This window comes from Hymenobacter lutimineralis, assembly GCF_008271285.1.
Taxonomy (GTDB): Bacteria; Bacteroidota; Bacteroidia; order Cytophagales; family Hymenobacteraceae; genus Hymenobacter; species Hymenobacter lutimineralis.
Map to the genome: position 1 here is coordinate 167,020 of NZ_VTHL01000008.1, position 15,258 is coordinate 182,277.

Annotated in this window: 11 protein-coding genes; 5 read left to right on the forward strand and 6 right to left on the reverse strand. The window is 58.9% G+C overall.

Going from position 1 to position 15,258, the window contains the following annotated elements; genetic code table 11:
• Positions 1 to 56: 56 nt before the first annotated feature.
• The 6 genes from FY528_RS09825 to FY528_RS09850 all read right to left on the reverse strand — a co-directional run bounded on the left by FY528_RS09825 (position 57) and on the right by FY528_RS09850 (position 6,864).
• A complete protein-coding gene (locus FY528_RS09825) occupies positions 57 to 485 on the reverse strand; it encodes a cytochrome c maturation protein CcmE domain-containing protein (protein ID WP_149070822.1) in 429 nt (142 codons plus the stop codon).
• Positions 486 to 587: 102 nt separating this feature from the next.
• The gene (locus FY528_RS09830; RefSeq protein WP_222931804.1) at positions 588 to 890 is read right to left on the reverse strand and encodes a CcmD family protein; all 303 of its coding nucleotides are present in this window, start codon (positions 888 to 890) and stop codon (positions 588 to 590) included.
• Positions 871 to 1,542, reverse strand: a complete 672-nt coding sequence (locus FY528_RS09835) for a cytochrome c biogenesis protein (RefSeq protein WP_149070823.1) — start codon at positions 1,540 to 1,542, stop codon at positions 871 to 873. Before FY528_RS09835 ends, FY528_RS09830 begins: the two co-directional genes overlap by 20 nt.
• A gap of 129 nt (positions 1,543 to 1,671) precedes the next feature.
• Positions 1,672 to 2,313 (reverse strand): heme exporter protein CcmB, encoded by a 642-nt coding sequence (locus tag FY528_RS09840; protein ID WP_149070838.1) that lies wholly within the window; start codon positions 2,311 to 2,313, stop codon positions 1,672 to 1,674.
• 226 nt (positions 2,314 to 2,539) lie between these two features.
• Positions 2,540 to 5,737: a hypothetical protein gene (locus tag FY528_RS09845; RefSeq protein WP_262383962.1), complete on the reverse strand. Its 3,198-nt coding sequence runs from the start codon at positions 5,735 to 5,737 to the stop codon at positions 2,540 to 2,542.
• A 29-nt stretch (positions 5,738 to 5,766) separates the two neighbouring features.
• A complete protein-coding gene (locus tag FY528_RS09850; protein ID WP_149070824.1) occupies positions 5,767 to 6,864 on the reverse strand; it encodes an NAD(P)/FAD-dependent oxidoreductase in 1,098 nt (365 codons plus the stop codon).
• Between the two features lie 84 nt (positions 6,865 to 6,948).
• Here FY528_RS09850 and FY528_RS09855 point away from each other — a divergent pair, with 84 nt between their 5' ends.
• From FY528_RS09855 to FY528_RS09875, 5 genes are all read left to right on the forward strand, one after another.
• Positions 6,949 to 7,584, forward strand: coding sequence for an MBL fold metallo-hydrolase (locus FY528_RS09855; protein ID WP_149070825.1), 636 nt, complete (start codon positions 6,949 to 6,951; stop codon positions 7,582 to 7,584).
• 66 nt (positions 7,585 to 7,650) lie between these two features.
• Entirely contained in the window at positions 7,651 to 8,346 is a 696-nt protein-coding gene (locus tag FY528_RS09860) for a CDP-alcohol phosphatidyltransferase family protein (RefSeq protein WP_149070826.1), read from the forward strand.
• A gap of 120 nt (positions 8,347 to 8,466) precedes the next feature.
• Positions 8,467 to 12,408 (forward strand): type IX secretion system sortase PorU, encoded by a 3,942-nt coding sequence (porU, locus tag FY528_RS09865; protein ID WP_149070827.1) that lies wholly within the window; start codon positions 8,467 to 8,469, stop codon positions 12,406 to 12,408.
• Between the two features lie 48 nt (positions 12,409 to 12,456).
• The gene (gene porV, locus FY528_RS09870; RefSeq protein ID WP_149070828.1) at positions 12,457 to 13,662 is read left to right on the forward strand and encodes a type IX secretion system outer membrane channel protein PorV; all 1,206 of its coding nucleotides are present in this window, start codon (positions 12,457 to 12,459) and stop codon (positions 13,660 to 13,662) included.
• Positions 13,663 to 13,667: 5 nt separating this feature from the next.
• Positions 13,668 to 14,951 carry a M16 family metallopeptidase gene (locus FY528_RS09875; protein ID WP_149070829.1) on the forward strand — a complete coding sequence of 428 codons (1,284 nt, stop codon included), beginning with the start codon at positions 13,668 to 13,670 and terminating at the stop codon, positions 14,949 to 14,951.
• The last annotated feature ends 307 nt before the right edge of the window (positions 14,952 to 15,258 follow it).

Sequence of the window (15,258 nt, forward strand, 5' to 3'; positions counted from 1 at the left end):
CGAATCAAGAACACCAGGCTAGCTACCGCACATTCTTAATTCTTAATTCTCAATTATTAATTAACCGAGGCGGTTGCGCCTTTGATGTCTTTCTCCACGTATTTCGACGGGCACTTCAGCAGGATCTTGTCGGCCACGAACACGTCGTTGCGCATGGCCCCGGTAATGACCACCTGCTCCGATTTGTCGAAGTCCTGGGGCTTGGGGTTGAAGTAGACTACCCGCTGGGCCAGCCGGTTGGTATCAACCAGCGTGAAGGCGAAATAGTTGGGGTCGAGCGTCGGGTTGTACTCCAGCCCCACAATGTTTTTCTGCAGGTCGCGCGGGAGGCGGCCCACTACGTGCACCTTGGTGAGGTTGCCCTCGGCGGCCAGTTCCCGGGCCTCCTTAAACGACACATACTGGCTAACGTCGCCAGCCGTGGTAACCAGGATACTGATGGCCACCGCAATGACGGCCAGAATGAGCAGGTGTGATTTTTTCATGGCGCTACGAAGCGAAAGAAACTCGACGCCAGCCCCCGGCCAGCGCTTCAGAACAACCAACTGGGCCCGAAAAATCCCCCGGGCCCACTAAGGAGAAAACTATTATTGGGCGTGAACTTCTTTTTCGAGGCGGGTGAGCTTGCGGTCCAGGGAAATCAGGTAAACCAGCAACCCGGCCAGCACCACCGCAATAACGGCCACTACCACGTAGATTTTCCCGTCCTGGCGCAGCGTATCGGCCATTTCAGGGCCAGTTGCGGCTGCTTGCGCCAGGGCCTGGCTTGCTGGTAGCAGCAGGCTCAGCAGCAGCACCAAAACGGGGCGAAACTTCTTGCAGGCGAACTTCCACCCAAGGCGAGCAGCCCCCGAAAATCCAAGATCCTGGTTAGGCAAGCTGTTTTTCATGAACATGTTGTTTTAAGAGGGACAACCGCACGCTGAGTTGCGTAATCCACACCCCCAGCAGCGTCCAGCCAATCACGGCCGGGTAGAAGACCAGCCGCATGTTGCTGTCGAGGTCGTACTTGGCGAAAGCCGGGTTACCGCCGGCGCCGGGGTGCAGCGAGTCCGTCAGCCGGGGCAGAATAAAGAACAGCGGCATAGCCGCGGCAAAGGCAAAAATGTTGTAGATGGCCGATACCCGGGCCCGCTGCTGGTCGTCGGCAAATGAGGAGCGCAGCACCAAGTAAGCGCCGTAGATTAGCATGGCAATGGCGGCGCCGTTGAGCTTGGGGTCGTTGGTCCACCAGGTGCCCCAGGTAAAGCGCGCCCACAGGCTACCGGTAGCCAGGCCCACCAGCCCCATCAGAATCCCGGTTTGGGCAAAGCCGTGCGAGAGGGTGTCGAGCCGCGGGGACGGGTTGCGCAGGTAGCGAATCGAAAATACCACGGAGGTCAGCAGGATGATGGTCATCCCAAACCACATGGGCACGTGGAAGTATAAATTTCGGATGGTTTCGTTGAGAATTGCCAGCCGCGGCACCGGCAGCAGCAAGCCCGCTACGGCCGTGTAAAGCAGCAGCAGCACCGTTAGCGCCTTCCACCAGTTTTTAGCCATGAATCAGAAAAACAAAAGAATGAGGAGAGCGGCCAGCTTCGACCAAGGAAGATACAACCCGCCCGGCGTCCTCACAACCACCCGTTTGGGTGAAATAAGCGCACAGGTTTACTGACTGTATCATAACCATCAGGACCGCCACAAAAAAGGAAACAGCACGTAGGACACTGCCCCCACAATCAGGTTCAGAGCCACCAGGGTCAGCACCGAGCTCCGACTAGCCGACCAATCCAGCCCATCCAAAGCGTTTTTGGAGATTTTGATGAGCATGAGCAGCATCGGAATCATGATGGGGAAGCCCAGCACGGCCATCAAGGTATGGCTGTTGGCGGCTTTGGCGGCTATGCCCGATACCAGCGTGAGCGTGGAGGCAAAGCCCAGCGCACCCAGCACTACCGTGCTCAAAAACAGGGGCATGTCCTGCACCGGGTTGCCCAAAACCAGCGCGTAGGCACCAAAAGCGACCAGAGCCAATCCCAGCAGCAGCAGGGCATTGTATCCGATTTTCGCCAGAATAACCGCCTGCGGCTTCACCAGGGCGTAGTAATACAGCTGTCGGCCGCGACTTTCCTGCAGAAAGCCCTTCGCCACGGCGTTTACGGCCGTAAACAGGAGAATAATCCAAAACAGCGCGTTCCAGGCCGGCACCGGCAGGTTGCCGCCCCGGAGGGCAAAGCTCAGGTAGCACACAAATACAGTGCTGCCCACGTACAGCAGCATGCCACTGAGGGCGGCACGCTGCCGCCATTCCAGACGGAAGTCCTTCTGCATCAAATACCAAATCTGGCTGAGGAGCGGCACGGCAACAGGGGTGGTGAACGGGACCGCAAAGATACTACACGAATGGTTAGGGGCGGTTATTGCGTTCTATTTGTTCGTATTTATGCCAGCGGCCCTGCCCTTCCTGGCAAATAAAAAGCCTCATCCGCTTAAACAGATGAGGCTTTCAAAATGCCCTGGGCCTTTCGGCACCGACGGCCGTTAGGCTGCTGATCTTTTAAAAGTCGTATCCCAGCGTGAAATAAAACTTGGGACCGGTCTGTTCCTGGTCTTCCTGTCCCCAGGCCACATCGAGCTTGCCGTAGAAGCCGAGCAGGGTGGTGCGGGCACCCAGGCCATAGCCCAACAGCAGCGGATTGCGGAAGTCGATGACCGTGGCCGAGAAAGCGTTGCCGTTGCCCAGTACCTGACGGGTGTTATAGGAGTTCTTTTCGTTGAAGGGGTTGGAGCCGGCGTAGGCCGAGCCGGCATCGGCAAAGGCCGTAAGCTGCAGGTTGCGGAAGAAACCCGATTCGATGGGCTTACGGGAGAAGTACTGAATGATGGGCACCCGCAGCTCGGAGTTGAACAGCACGTACTTGGGCCCGGTGCGGGCGTTGTAGTTGAAGCCGCGCAGGTTGGTTACAAATTCCTGGTAGAACACATCGGCCGGCTGCCCGCGGAACAGGTCCCGGTCGTCGCCGTCGAAGCGGTTGTTGAGCCAGTTGTCCATGCCCCCCAGGCGGAACGTTTTGGGCGCGTTGCCGAAGAAGTTGCCGTAGCTGGCGCGGTTGGCCCAGATAATCTGGCGGTGAATTTTCTGGTAGTGCCGAATGTCCACAAAGAACTTGTTGAAGCTCTGCTCGTCGGTGCGCAGTCCATGCAGCATTTGTACGCCTGCCTTCATGCGCGTGCCTTCCAGCATGTTCACGCCCGTACTGATGGCATTGTCGAACACCAGCTCGGCGCTGCCGCCCAAAAAGTTTTCCACCGAATCCCGCTGGCTAAAGTCGGCCAGGCGGGAGCGGCGCGCATTTACGTAGCGGCCGGTTACGCGCACGTTCAGGTTATGGGTGAGGGGATAGGCTATGCGGGGTGCCACCTCATGCCGGTTCAGGCGCGTCAGGTAGCCCGTCACGGGGTCCAGATCTTTAGTGTAAGACTGCTTCTGGTAGCTGATGCCCCAGTCGTAGCGGCGGCGCAGGTTGCTGTACTCCACGAAGATGTTGCTGGTACGGAAATCGGTGAGGGCAAACACCCCAGCCCGGAACCGGTGGTCTTCCATCAGGTCGGAAAGATTGGCTTGCCCGATGATGCCAAAGCCCAGCAGCGGATCCACGTAAAGTGACGACACCACATTGTCGATACTGAACTGCTTGCCGTAGCGGAAGGGCCCGGCCAGCGGTGTACTCTCCGCGGGCTTAGCCGTGGCCCGGGCCGTGCTACGCCGCTCTGGGCGCGTGGGCGGGGCATCTTCCTCGTACTGATAGTCGCCCACCTTCTTCTCCCCTGATGTTGCCGTTTGCCGCGCCGTGGTATCGCGCACTGCTGGGGCGCGCCTGGGCGCGGGCGCGGGCTTCGAGCGGTCCTCCAGGGTTTCCTGCCGGGCCGTTTTGCCGAGCTGCAGCCCCTCGGGCAGCGGGTACGTGGCGTAGCCATACACGAAGTCGCGCGCCTCATCGGCCGCAACGAAATCCAGCGCACCGGTAGCCGGGCTGTAATCGTAGCTGCGGATATTGGGCAAAAAGCTCGTAACCGGGGTATACCGGCGCGTCGTCAGGTTGTAGCGGTACAGACTCCGGACCCCACTTTCTTCACTCAGAAATACGACTTCCGTATCGGAAATAGCCCGGGGCGCCGACTCGTTTGAAATTGTGCTAACCAACTGCTCTACCGGCTGGGCCCGCCCGTCCAGATGGTACAGGAACAGGTCGTAGTTGTTGACAACGTTGGCGAAGTTGTTTTTCACGGTGCCCGTGGTATCCAGCCAGCGGTTGGAGCTGAAAACGATACCCTGACCGTTGGGTAAAAAGGCCGGCTGCACATCATCAAACAAGTCGTTGGTGAGGCGCTCCGGCGTGCGGCTGCCGCTGCGCAGCAAATACAGGTCATTCTGCCCGTTGGCAGCCCCACTGAATACCAACGACTTTCCATCCGGGGAGTAGTGCAGCCCCAGGACTTGGGTAAACCCGCTGAACAGAGCCGTGTTGCCCTGGTGGCTGAAAGGCAGGGCCTCAACCAGCCGGGAAAAGACGCCCCCCGCGCCCCGGTTGGTGGGTCGCAGGCGCAGGTTTAGCTTGCCTTTGTGGGTTTCTACTACAGCCAGCTGCTCGTTGGTGCGCCAGGTAAGCACGGGCAGGCGGAAATCTACCTGCTGGTCGGGCGTTTTGTAGCCGCCCCGGTAAATGGTGTAGCGGCTGCTGCCGTCGGTCTTGCTCACGACCACGCGGTAGCGGCCCCGGTCGTTGGAGACGTACGCCACTTCTTGGCCGCTGGGGCTGATGGCCATCTGCGACAATTTGGTCCCGCGCCGGTTGCGCTTCACCAGCTGGTTTTTGTCGTCAATGGCCGCAAAAGGCGTGGCTGGCTGCGCATTTAGCTGCCGGTAGTACGTGAGCCAGTCCTTTAGAAAGGTTTTGTAGGGCACATTCAGCGAGCTGCTGATGCCCGTTTCTACGTCGCGGGTGATGCGCGTCAGGTTCAGGATATTCTGAATGCTGGTATAGCCGTAGCGCTCCGCAATGTAGTTCCACACCGAGTGGCCGGCCAGCTCCTGGTTGCGGGCAAAGAAAGCGGGGGCGCGGTTGCCGTCTATCTGCTGGGTGAGGTTGCGCATGTACTCATCCATTTCCACGCTCCAGCCCTCGGCCGTATACGCTGCGGCCCCGCTCACAAACCAATCAGGCAGCTGCAGCAGGTAGTTGCTTTGGATTACCTCCTTCAGGGAGCCCCCGTACATCATGTCGTGCAGCAGCACCCGGGTAATCTGGTAGCTCAGGTCACGCTTGAGCACGGTTTGCTGGCCCTGGAAGGCTATCTGCACTTTATCCATGCGCAGCAAATCGGTTTCGCCGCCCATCTGGTACTTGTCGGAGTTCAGGCCCACGTTGCTCTGACGCAGATCGGCTACCGAGTTGTAGAGCATGATGGTGGTTTTGGAGTACGGGTAGTACCCCAGCAGCGCCGTGATGCGCTGCAGCTCCTTTTCGGCGTACTCGGCCGTGCGACGTGCCGTAGCTTCGCCGCCCCCGTAGAAGTAAATAGTAAAGTTGGATGTGCTGAAATAGCTCCAGTCAAACTCCTTGTATTGAATCCGGACGCGGCCGAAGGGCTCCTGCGACGTTTGCGCCACGCTGACCAGTGGCAACGCCAGCAGCAACATCAGGCACCAGCCGGTTGCCCAGCGGGCAAAGTTTCCCGGCAGAGAAGTAAACATATGCGTCATTGAGCCAGAAAAAGTAGAAGTCAAAGAGAAGATACCGCTGCTGAGGCAGCCGCAGCATACAACGAAGAATAACGCCGGATATTGACTTCGGACCACAATTCCGCGGTGCCTTCCAGCACATCGGCAAAGTGCTGGGCCAGCCGCGGGGCCATTAAGACGCCCTTGGAGCCGAAGCCATTGCATATACTCAGGAAAGGCAGCGCCGGATGCGTGCCCAGCAACGGTTTACGGTCGCGCGAGGCCGGCCGCACCGCGGCCCATTGCTGCACCACCGTAAACGGCAAATCCGTTATTTCGGCCAGGCGCTGGCTAAGTTCCGCACGGGCCTCGGCCGTGGTACCCGCCGCAAAAGGCGGCCATCGGTACGTGGCCCCCACGCGAAAATACCCATTGCCCAAAGGCACCACGTACGCTCCTTTGTTTAACACCTCGGTTTCGGCTAAGCCCGGGCAATGAACATCCAGCACCTCGCCCTGGTTTGGCGTCAGCGGCAGCCAGCTAAACCAAGGGTTATGCCGGGCGGCGGCCCCTTCGCAGAACACCACCTGCCCGGCCGCAATGGTATTGCGGTAAAGCACGCCGGCCGCGCCGATAACAAGCTGGGTAGGGTCAAAAGTTTCTTGGCGCAGCCACCCTTGGCGAAGGCCGGCTACGGTCTGCGCCGCCAGCAGCTCGCGCACCCGCAGGTAGCCGCCCCCGGCAATGCGCATGCCGCCGAAATCCTGCCGCACCCCTGGCAACGGAGGCAACTCGGCCGATACCTCCGTCACGAATTCCTGCCAGGGTCGGTCGGCGCTGCGGGCCATGGCATCGTTCTGGTCGAGCACGGAGGAAAACAGCTTGCGGATGGGCAACAGCCGCAGAAACTCCTGCCCAAGCGCCTGCTCCTGCTCTTGGTAGTAGGCTACGGCCGCCGGCAGAAACTCCGCCATGCGCCAGCCCAGGGCCAGGCGCTTGCCGGCCACAGGGTTGAGCAGGCCCGCTGCTACCGTCGAGGCCGTATCGGCGGGAGCCGGGTCGAGGACGAGCACGCGCTTACCCCGCTGCAACAACACGGCGGCCAGCGTGGCCCCCGCCAAACCGTGTCCTACCAACAGGTAATCGACGTCTTCTCTCATGGCGGCCAAGGTACACAAGTACAACTCGAATGCGTACCTTACCTCGCCATTCGGCCCGGTTGCGGGCCGTTTTTATTTGTTCTTATGCTTGTTTCCGGCTTTACCTTCAACGCTTTTTCCGAAAACACCTACCTACTGCACGATGCTACCAAGGAATGCGTGGTAGTTGACCCAGGCTGCTACAGCCGCGCCGAGCAGCAGGCCCTGCAGGCATTTATTGAGGAGCACCAGCTGCGCGTGGTTCTGCTCGTGAATACCCATGCCCACATCGACCACGTGCTGGGCAATGCCTTTGTCCTGAACACCTACCAGGTGCCATTTTTGCTGCACGAGGCCGATTTTGCCACGCTGCGGGCCGTAGGCAGCTACGCCCCTTCCTACGGTTTTGCCCAGTACCAGCCGGCCGAGCCGACGGGTACCCTAGCGGCGGGCCAGCCGCTGCGCTTCGGTGAAACGGAGCTGGAAGTCCGGTTTGCGCCGGGCCATGCCCCGGGCCACGTCGTTTTCTACCACGCACCGTTGAAGGTGGTGATTGGGGGCGACGTCCTGTTTCAGGGCAGCATCGGGCGCACCGACCTGCCGGGCGGCGACTATGCGACCCTTATCCAAAGCATCAAAACCGAGCTGCTCACCCTCCCCGACGACGTAACGGTGTACGCGGGCCACGGGCCGGCCACCACCATTGGGGCTGAACGGCGCAGCAACCCTTTTCTGCAGTAGCCGGGTTCTGCGCTACTCCTGATGCGCTCCGCACGCTACGTATCCTGATTATAACTCCTCCGTCTCTTGAAAAGGCACCTTCCCAACGCTATTACCTGTCTTAACCTGTTTTGCGGCTGCCTGGCGCTGGTGCAGGTGTTTGCCGGTCGCCTCGATTACGCGGCCTACCTGATTGTGCTGGCGGCCGTGTTCGACTTTTTCGACGGCCTGCTGGCCCGGGCCCTGCACGTGAGTTCCCCCATTGGCAAAGACCTCGACTCCCTGGCCGATATGACGTCGTTTGGGGTAGTGCCCGGCGCCGTGCTGTACTGGCTGCTGGGCCAGGCGCTGCCGGCTACCGACTTGCCGGGCTGGCTGGCCTACGCGGGCTTTGTGGTCACGGTGTTTTCGGGCGTGCGGCTGGCTAAGTTTAACAATGACACCCGCCAGACTACTTCTTTTATCGGCCTGCCTACTCCGGCTAATACCCTGTTGGTGGTTTCCCTGCCGCTTATTCTCCTGCACGACTCCTATAGCCTGCGGTCGGTTATTCTCAACCCCTGGGTTTTGCTGGGTCTCACGCTGCTGCTTTCCTACCTGCTGATTGCCGAAATTCCGCTCTTTGCGCTTAAGTTCAAGAACTTCGGGTGGCAGGATAATTCGTTGCGCTTTATTTTCGTGCTGCTGGCCGCCGGGCTATTGGCTGCGTTGGGCGCGGCTGCGGTACCGCTCATTATTCTGCTGTACGTGCTGCTCTCGGTGCTGAAGCCAAATTATATGTAGGCAGCACAATATTTTGGCCAGCTGGCGGTTACTCATCTGGGGGCCGGGTGAACCTCGCGCCTGACCAGCTTGTTGCTTTCACAACGTCCGCTCAGAGTCTGGTTTATTGAGAAACGATTTATGCATTTTCGGTTTTTAGGGCTGCTGCTGGTTTTTTTGTCCAGTGGCTTTGCCACTCAGGCGCAACAAACCGGTACGCTGCTCAGTCGGCAGACACTGCACTGGCAAGGCTACGCAACCGTGGAGCTGCCCAACGGCCGCAAGCAGCAGGTGCCGGCCCCTCGCGAGGGTGGCTTCCTGCCAAATCAGGTGGTGCCTTTTTACCAGTTTTCCGTTGCGGGCGCCGTGGCCCAGGGCGAGCTGCAGGAGGCGGTGTACGCCCCATTTTCCGCAGCTGATGCCCGGCTGCTGGCGGGTGCCCGGGTAGAGGCTTCGCCCACACTGCAGGTGCGCACCGGCATAGCCAGCCGCCGCCCCCTCACCACCATCACGCTCGCCCCGCTGCGCCGCTCGGCTACGGGCCAACTCGAAAAGCTGGTTTCCTTCACGTATGCCTACACCCTGGACAGTGCGCCATCGGCGCGCCAGCGGGCCGCCGCCCGCACCTACGCGCCTGGCTCGGTGCTGGCTCAGGGCCAGTGGTTTAAGATTGGCGTGCCGGAAACGGGTATCTACAAGCTCGACAAAGCCACGCTCCGCACCCTGGGCCTGGATGTGCAAACCCTCGACCCGCGCCGCCTTCAGCTCTACGGCAACGCCACCGGGCAGCTGCCCCAGCTCAACCGCACCGCGCGCCCCGACGACCTAGTGGAAAATGCCATTTATGTCTCGGGCAATAACGACGCTACGTTTGGCGACGACGAGTACGTGCTGTTTTACGGCCGGAGCCCGCACATCTGGGAAGCGGGCTCGGCCAGCCGCCCCTTTCGTCACCTCTACCACAGCTACACCGATACCACGTACTACTTTATCACGGTGGGCACTGCACCGGGCCGGCGGGTAGCCCCAGCGGCCACCCCTGCGGCGGCACCATCTGCCACCATTTCCACGTATCTCGATCGGCAGTTTCACGAAATAGACCTGTATAACCTCTTGAAATCCGGCCGCCAATGGCTGGGCGAATCAGTGGATACGGGAGGTAAGCTGGAGTTTACCTTCAACGGCCCAGAAGTAGTAGCCAGCACCCCTGTGCGGCTCACCAGCCTTACGGCTGCCTCTTCCTTCAACAGCACCAGCTTTGGCGTAAGCCTGAACGACCAGTCGGTTGGCAACCAGTTTATCCGGGGTCGGAGCAGCGGAGCATTTCCAGAAGCCGCCAATGTGGCTCTGACGACTTTTAGCACGAGCGTAGCGGCCGGCACCACCGGGCTGAAAGTACAGCTGAGCTATAACGCCAGCGGCGACATCACGGCCAAAGGCTACCTCGATTACCTGGAAGTGCTGGCCGAGCGCCGGCTACAGTTGGACGGCGCCGTGCGGGACTTTCGCTCCCTTGCCAATGTTGCTCCCGGTGCAGTCAGCGAGTTTGTGGTAACTGGGGCGGCTACTGCTACCGTGTGGGATGTGACCAACCCACGCCGGCCCGCCGAGCGCCAGCTCAGCAACGGCCGCTTCACCGCGCCCTCCGATTCGGTGCGGGAATACATAGCCTTTCAGGGTACCACCTTTCCGGCCCCGCGCCTGTTTGGGAAAGTAGCCAATCAGAACCTGCACGCGCTCAGCCAGGGCAATGCCCTTGACCTAGTGATTGTGACGCACCCGCTGTTTCAGGCCGAGGCCGAGCGCCTGGCTCAGCACCGGCGCACCCACGACGGCCTGCAGGTGCAGGTAGCCACCACCAACCAGGTGTATAACGAGTTCAGCTCGGGCGGGCAGGACGTTTCGGCTATCCGCGACTTCATGAAGATGGTGTACGAGACCAGTGAGCGGCCCGCCACTACTTCCAAGCTGATGCTCCTGCTGTTCGGCGACGCTTCCTACGACTACAAGGCCGACCCTGCCAACGACCCCAAATTTGAGCCGGAGTACTGGAAAAATCGTCAGGTGAAGGACGCTGCCAACCAGAACTACGTTCCGGTGTATGAGTCCTACGAGTCGTTCGTACCCATCTTTACCTCGGCTGGCGTGTCGTTTTCCTCCGACGACTACTTTGGTCTGCTCGATGAGAATGAGGGCCGCTGGGAGGAAAGCTTTGCCGGAGATTTTGAGCTAATGGATATTGGCGTAGGCCGCCTTCCGGTGCGCACCCCGGCCGACCAGCCCCGCTCCACCACGCAGGCGCGCTTAGTAGTGGATAAGCTCATCTCCTACGACCAACCCACCGGCTACGGCAAGTGGCGCAACCGCCTCACCTTCGTGAGCGACGACGGCGACGCGAACCTGCACACGCTCCAGTCGGCGGAAGTGCTGACGGACCTGCTTACCGCCAGCCAGCCGGCCTACAATCTGCACAAGGTGTACCTGGATATGTACCCGCAGCAGGCCGTAGCGGGTGGGCAACGTTCTCCCGCTACCGAAACGGCCATCGACCAGAGCATTGAGCAAGGCTCGTTGATTGTGAACTACACCGGGCACGGCGGGCCCCTTGCCTGGGCCGACGAGCAGATCTTCACCAAAAGTGCCATTGAACGGCTGCAGAACACCAACCGGCTGACTTTCCTGCTCACGGCTACCTGTGACTTCAGCATTTACGACGACCCTGGCCTGGTTTCGGCGGGCGAAGTAGCCCTTACTGATATTGCCGGGGGAGCCGTGGCGCTGCTGACAACTACCCGGGTGGTTTTTCAGAATTATAACCTGCTGCTGAGCCGCCATTTCTACGAAAGTGCGTTTCCGGCACCCGGCGCCCCGCTCCCCCGCCTCGGCGACGTGGTTTCAGCTACCAAAAACAGTAGCGTAGTGGGCACTTACAACCGCAACTTCGCGCTGCTGGGCGACCCTTCGATGCGGCTGGCATATCCGGAGTACGAAACGACTGTTCGGGCAATCAACCAGAAGGCCGTAACCAATGGCACTGCCCCGGCCGACACCCTGAAAGCCATGGATACGGTGGAGCTGACCGGCGACGTATCGGACCGCAACAGTCAATTGGCTTCGGATTTCAACGGGACAGTGCAGGTCACGGTATTCGACAAGCCCAGCCCCTTCACCATGCTGGGCAACGAAGGCGACGATGGCCGCCAAACGGTGGATGTGCAGGAAAGTATCCTTTATGACGGGCAGGCTACCGTCCGCAACGGTCAGTTTACTACATCCTTCGTCATACCGCGGGACATCAACTACCGGGTCGACGCCGGTAAAATCAGCCTGTATGCTTCCTCTCCCACCCTACGCCGCGACGCCCACGGGGCTAACCGGCAGGTACTCATCGGGGGCGTGGCCGCTGGGGTAAAGCGCGACACTATTCCGCCTACCATCCGCCTCTTCATGGATAGTGAGTCGTTTGTGTTTGGCGGCACCACGGGCACTACTACCACGCTGATGGCCCAATTACGGGACAGCAGCGGTATCAATACGGCTGGCTCGGGCATTGGCCACGAAATCACGGTCATTCTCGACAACGCGCCGACTAATGTGTTAGTCCTGAACGATTATTACACGGCTGATGTCGACAACTTCCGGAGTGGCCGGGTGCGGTACTTATTCAAGAACCTGACGCCCGGTCCGCACGTACTGCGCCTCAAAGCCTGGGACACGTTCAACAACTCCGCCGAGCAGGAAATCGAGTTTGTCGTCGTGCGCAACGAAAAGCTGGCCCTGGATCATTTGTTGAACTACCCCAATCCGTTTGCTACCACCACTACGTTTCATTTCGACCACAACCGAAATGGCGAAGAGCTGGAAGTACAGGTCCAGGTTTTCACCGTTACCGGTAAGCTTATCCGTACGCTCTCAACCAGCTTGGCCAGCAGCCCCGCGCACGTGGCCGCCCTTACCTGGGATGGGCGCGACGAATTTAATGATCAGGTAGCCCGTGGCGTATACCTATACCGGGTACATCTTCGTTCTCCGCGCGACGGCTCGCAGGTCAGTAAATTTGAAAAGCTTGTCCTGCTACGCTAACTGCTTTCTTTGCAAATGCTTCCCCTTTCCACCATTTCACCTCCTAGTATGTTATCGAAGTTGACTGTACGGCTAAGTGTTGCGGCCGGGCTTTTCACCCTTTCTACGGGCGCCTACGCCCAGCAGGAAGACCGTGCCATTACGACGGCCGTGCCCGTGCTGACGCTCAGCCCCGACTCGCGCTCGGCGGCCCTCGGGGAAGCTGGCGTGGCTATTTCGCCGGATGCCAACTCGATGTATTACAACGCCGGTAAACTGGGCTTTATGCCCAATGCCACGGGGGCTTCGCTATCGTACGCGCCGTGGTTGCGGCAAGTGACGGACGACATGGGTCTGGGCTATTTGTCGGGCTACCACAAGGTGGGGCAGCGGTCTGCCTTTGGCGTCTCCTTGATGTACTTCGACCTGGGCACCATTCAGTTCCGCGACATCAACAACAACTCCACCGGCGACTATAATCCGAAAGAATACTCGCTGTCGGTTTCCTACGGTCAGCGCCTGAGCGAGAACCTGGGTGTGGGCGTAGCGGCGCGCTACATCCGCTCTAACCTCACCGGCGGCGAAGGAGATACACGCCCCGGCAATGCCGCCGCCGTGGATCTGGGTTTGTATTACACGAAAGATCTGTCCATCGGGGCCCAGGACTACAACCTGGCCTTGGGGGCAGCCATTTCGAATATTGGCAACAAAATCACCTACACCAACCCTGAGCAGGGCAACTTCCTGCCGGCTAACCTCAAGTTAGGCACTGCCATCACCAAGGAACTGGACGCTTACAACAAACTTACCCTTACGGTAGATGCCAACAAGCTGCTGGTGCCCAGCCCCTACTATGTAACGGGCGATACCACCGGCCGCGGCAAGCAAGTTCTGGCCGAAGTAGAGGCCGAAAACCGGGCCCGGGCCGGCAAAGGGCTGGTAAGCTCCATCTTCAGTTCCTTTGGCGATGCCCCCGGCGGCTTTAAGGAGGAACTGCAGGAAGTCAATATTTCCGCTGGTTTGGAGTACTGGTACAACGACCTGCTCTCGGCTCGCGTGGGCTATTTCTACGAAAATGCGCAGAAAGGTGCCCGTCAGTACCTGAGCTTTGGCGCGGGCCTGCGATATCAGGTGTTTGGGGTGGATGCCGCTTACCTGGTACCTAACAACAAAAACAATCCGCTTTCTCAGACGCTACGGGTATCACTGCACTTTAACTTTGCTGGTGGCGCCAATGCCACCTCCCCAGCCAGCGACCCTGCGCCCACCAACTAATATCTATGCTTGACCGCCTTGTTGCTCCTCCCGTTCAGCCGCTGGCCAGCGTACCGCTGCCCGCGGCTGACGTGCTTTTACTCCCTAATGGAAGCCGCCTACATGTGCTGCGCAATGCCGCCCAGCCGGTTATTCGCCTGCAAGTTGTGTTTAAGGCCGGCAAATGGTACGACACGACTCCCGGTGTCTCGCTCCTCACGGCGCGCATGCTGCTGGAGGGCACCCGCTCCCGCAGTGCCCGGCAAATTGCCGATGAAGTAGCCTTCTTTGGGGCCTCGCTCGAGTGTGAGCAAGGCTTTGATCGGGCCACTCTAACGCTCTATTGCTTGGCACGCCACTTGGAAAAACTCCTGCCTTTGGTAGCTGATGTACTTATCGAGCCCACGTTTCCCGAGAGTGAGCTGACGCCACTTAAAATGCGTACGATTCAAAACGTACGCATTGAGCGCCAAAAAACCAGCTATTTGGCAGCTGAGCGGTTTTCGCACAATGTATTTGGTGCGCAAAGTCCTTACGGTATTGTGTTCCAGGAAGACCGGTTTCAGTCGGTTACCCCAGAGGCGCTGCACCTTTTCTTCCAGCAGGCTTACGCCCTATCTGGAGCAGAAATATTTCTCTGTGGTGACGTGCAGCCCGCGCACGAGCAAGCCGTGCAAGCCAGTTTAGGCGCTATTACACGTAAGATCACTACTTCCAGCAATACCGCCAGCGTTACTCCCGCCCCTCAGCCGTTTACTGACTATGTAACGGTCCCTGACAGCATTCAATCCTCGCTACGGATTGGCCGGTTGTGGCCTTCTCCGCATCACCCCGATACCCATCGGCTTCAGCTTTTAGTGAAAGTACTAGGCGGATATTTTGGGTCGCGCCTGATGAAGAATATCCGCGAAGACAAAGGATTTACCTATGGCATCTACGCAAGTGTAACACCCCGTGAGCACGCTACCAGCTTTGTCATCGGAACGGATGTAAATGCGGCCAGCACTACGGCCGCGGTTACGGAAGTGCAGCGCGAGTTGCTGAAGCTGCAGGAAGAATTGATTCCGGAAGATGAACTTACTACGGTTAAAAACTACATGGCCGGTAAGTTCGCCAATGAGCTCAGCACTGTCTTCGAGCAGTGCGACAAGTACAAAAGCACGGTATTTCTGGGGTTACCAGCCTCTTATTACGCAGACTTCCTTGCGCAAATACAAACGGCTACTGCGCCAGAATTGCAGCAATTAGCGCAGCAATACTTCCAGCTGGATGGTATGCTGCAAGTAATTGCCGGACCGGGCCAGATATAGTCTTCAACAGTACTGCCCGCATTGCAGAGCCCTCAACAATCGTATGTAACAAAACTGTTATATACGATTGTTGAGGGCTCCTTATTTGCACGGCATTAGGGTAGCCATGACTCTAGCCTGTATTAGCGCCTATGTATAGGCACAACGCTCAGAAGGCTTAGCCCCCCTGTTTACTCCGGCGAATTTGTACGCTTCCCTAGAAAGTGAGCCAGTAGTGAGTAGAGAAAGCCGTAACTTTCACTACCTGACGACTGATAAATGAAAAAGGGACGATTCAGCGAGGCCCAGATTGTGGCCATTCTGCAAC

What these genes read in the sequence shown, in the direction of transcription:
- FY528_RS09840 (WP_149070838.1), bottom strand. Translation starts at nt 2,313, where the DNA reads ATGCAGAAGGACTTCCGTCTGGAATGGCGGCAGCGTGCCGCCCTCAGT.
- FY528_RS09830 (WP_222931804.1), bottom strand. Translation starts at nt 890, where the DNA reads ATGAAAAACAGCTTGCCTAACCAGGATCTTGGATTTTCGGGGGCTGCT.
- FY528_RS09850 (WP_149070824.1), bottom strand. Translation starts at nt 6,864, where the DNA reads ATGAGAGAAGACGTCGATTACCTGTTGGTAGGACACGGTTTGGCGGGG.
- FY528_RS09845 (WP_262383962.1), bottom strand. Translation starts at nt 5,737, where the DNA reads ATGTTTACTTCTCTGCCGGGAAACTTTGCCCGCTGGGCAACCGGCTGG.
- FY528_RS09835 (WP_149070823.1), bottom strand. Translation starts at nt 1,542, where the DNA reads ATGGCTAAAAACTGGTGGAAGGCGCTAACGGTGCTGCTGCTGCTTTAC.
- FY528_RS09875 (WP_149070829.1), top strand. Translation starts at nt 13,668, where the DNA reads ATGCTTGACCGCCTTGTTGCTCCTCCCGTTCAGCCGCTGGCCAGCGTA.
- FY528_RS09855 (WP_149070825.1), top strand. Translation starts at nt 6,949, where the DNA reads ATGCTTGTTTCCGGCTTTACCTTCAACGCTTTTTCCGAAAACACCTAC.
- FY528_RS09825 (WP_149070822.1), bottom strand. Translation starts at nt 485, where the DNA reads ATGAAAAAATCACACCTGCTCATTCTGGCCGTCATTGCGGTGGCCATC.
- porU (WP_149070827.1), top strand. Translation starts at nt 8,467, where the DNA reads ATGCATTTTCGGTTTTTAGGGCTGCTGCTGGTTTTTTTGTCCAGTGGC.
- porV (WP_149070828.1), top strand. Translation starts at nt 12,457, where the DNA reads ATGTTATCGAAGTTGACTGTACGGCTAAGTGTTGCGGCCGGGCTTTTC.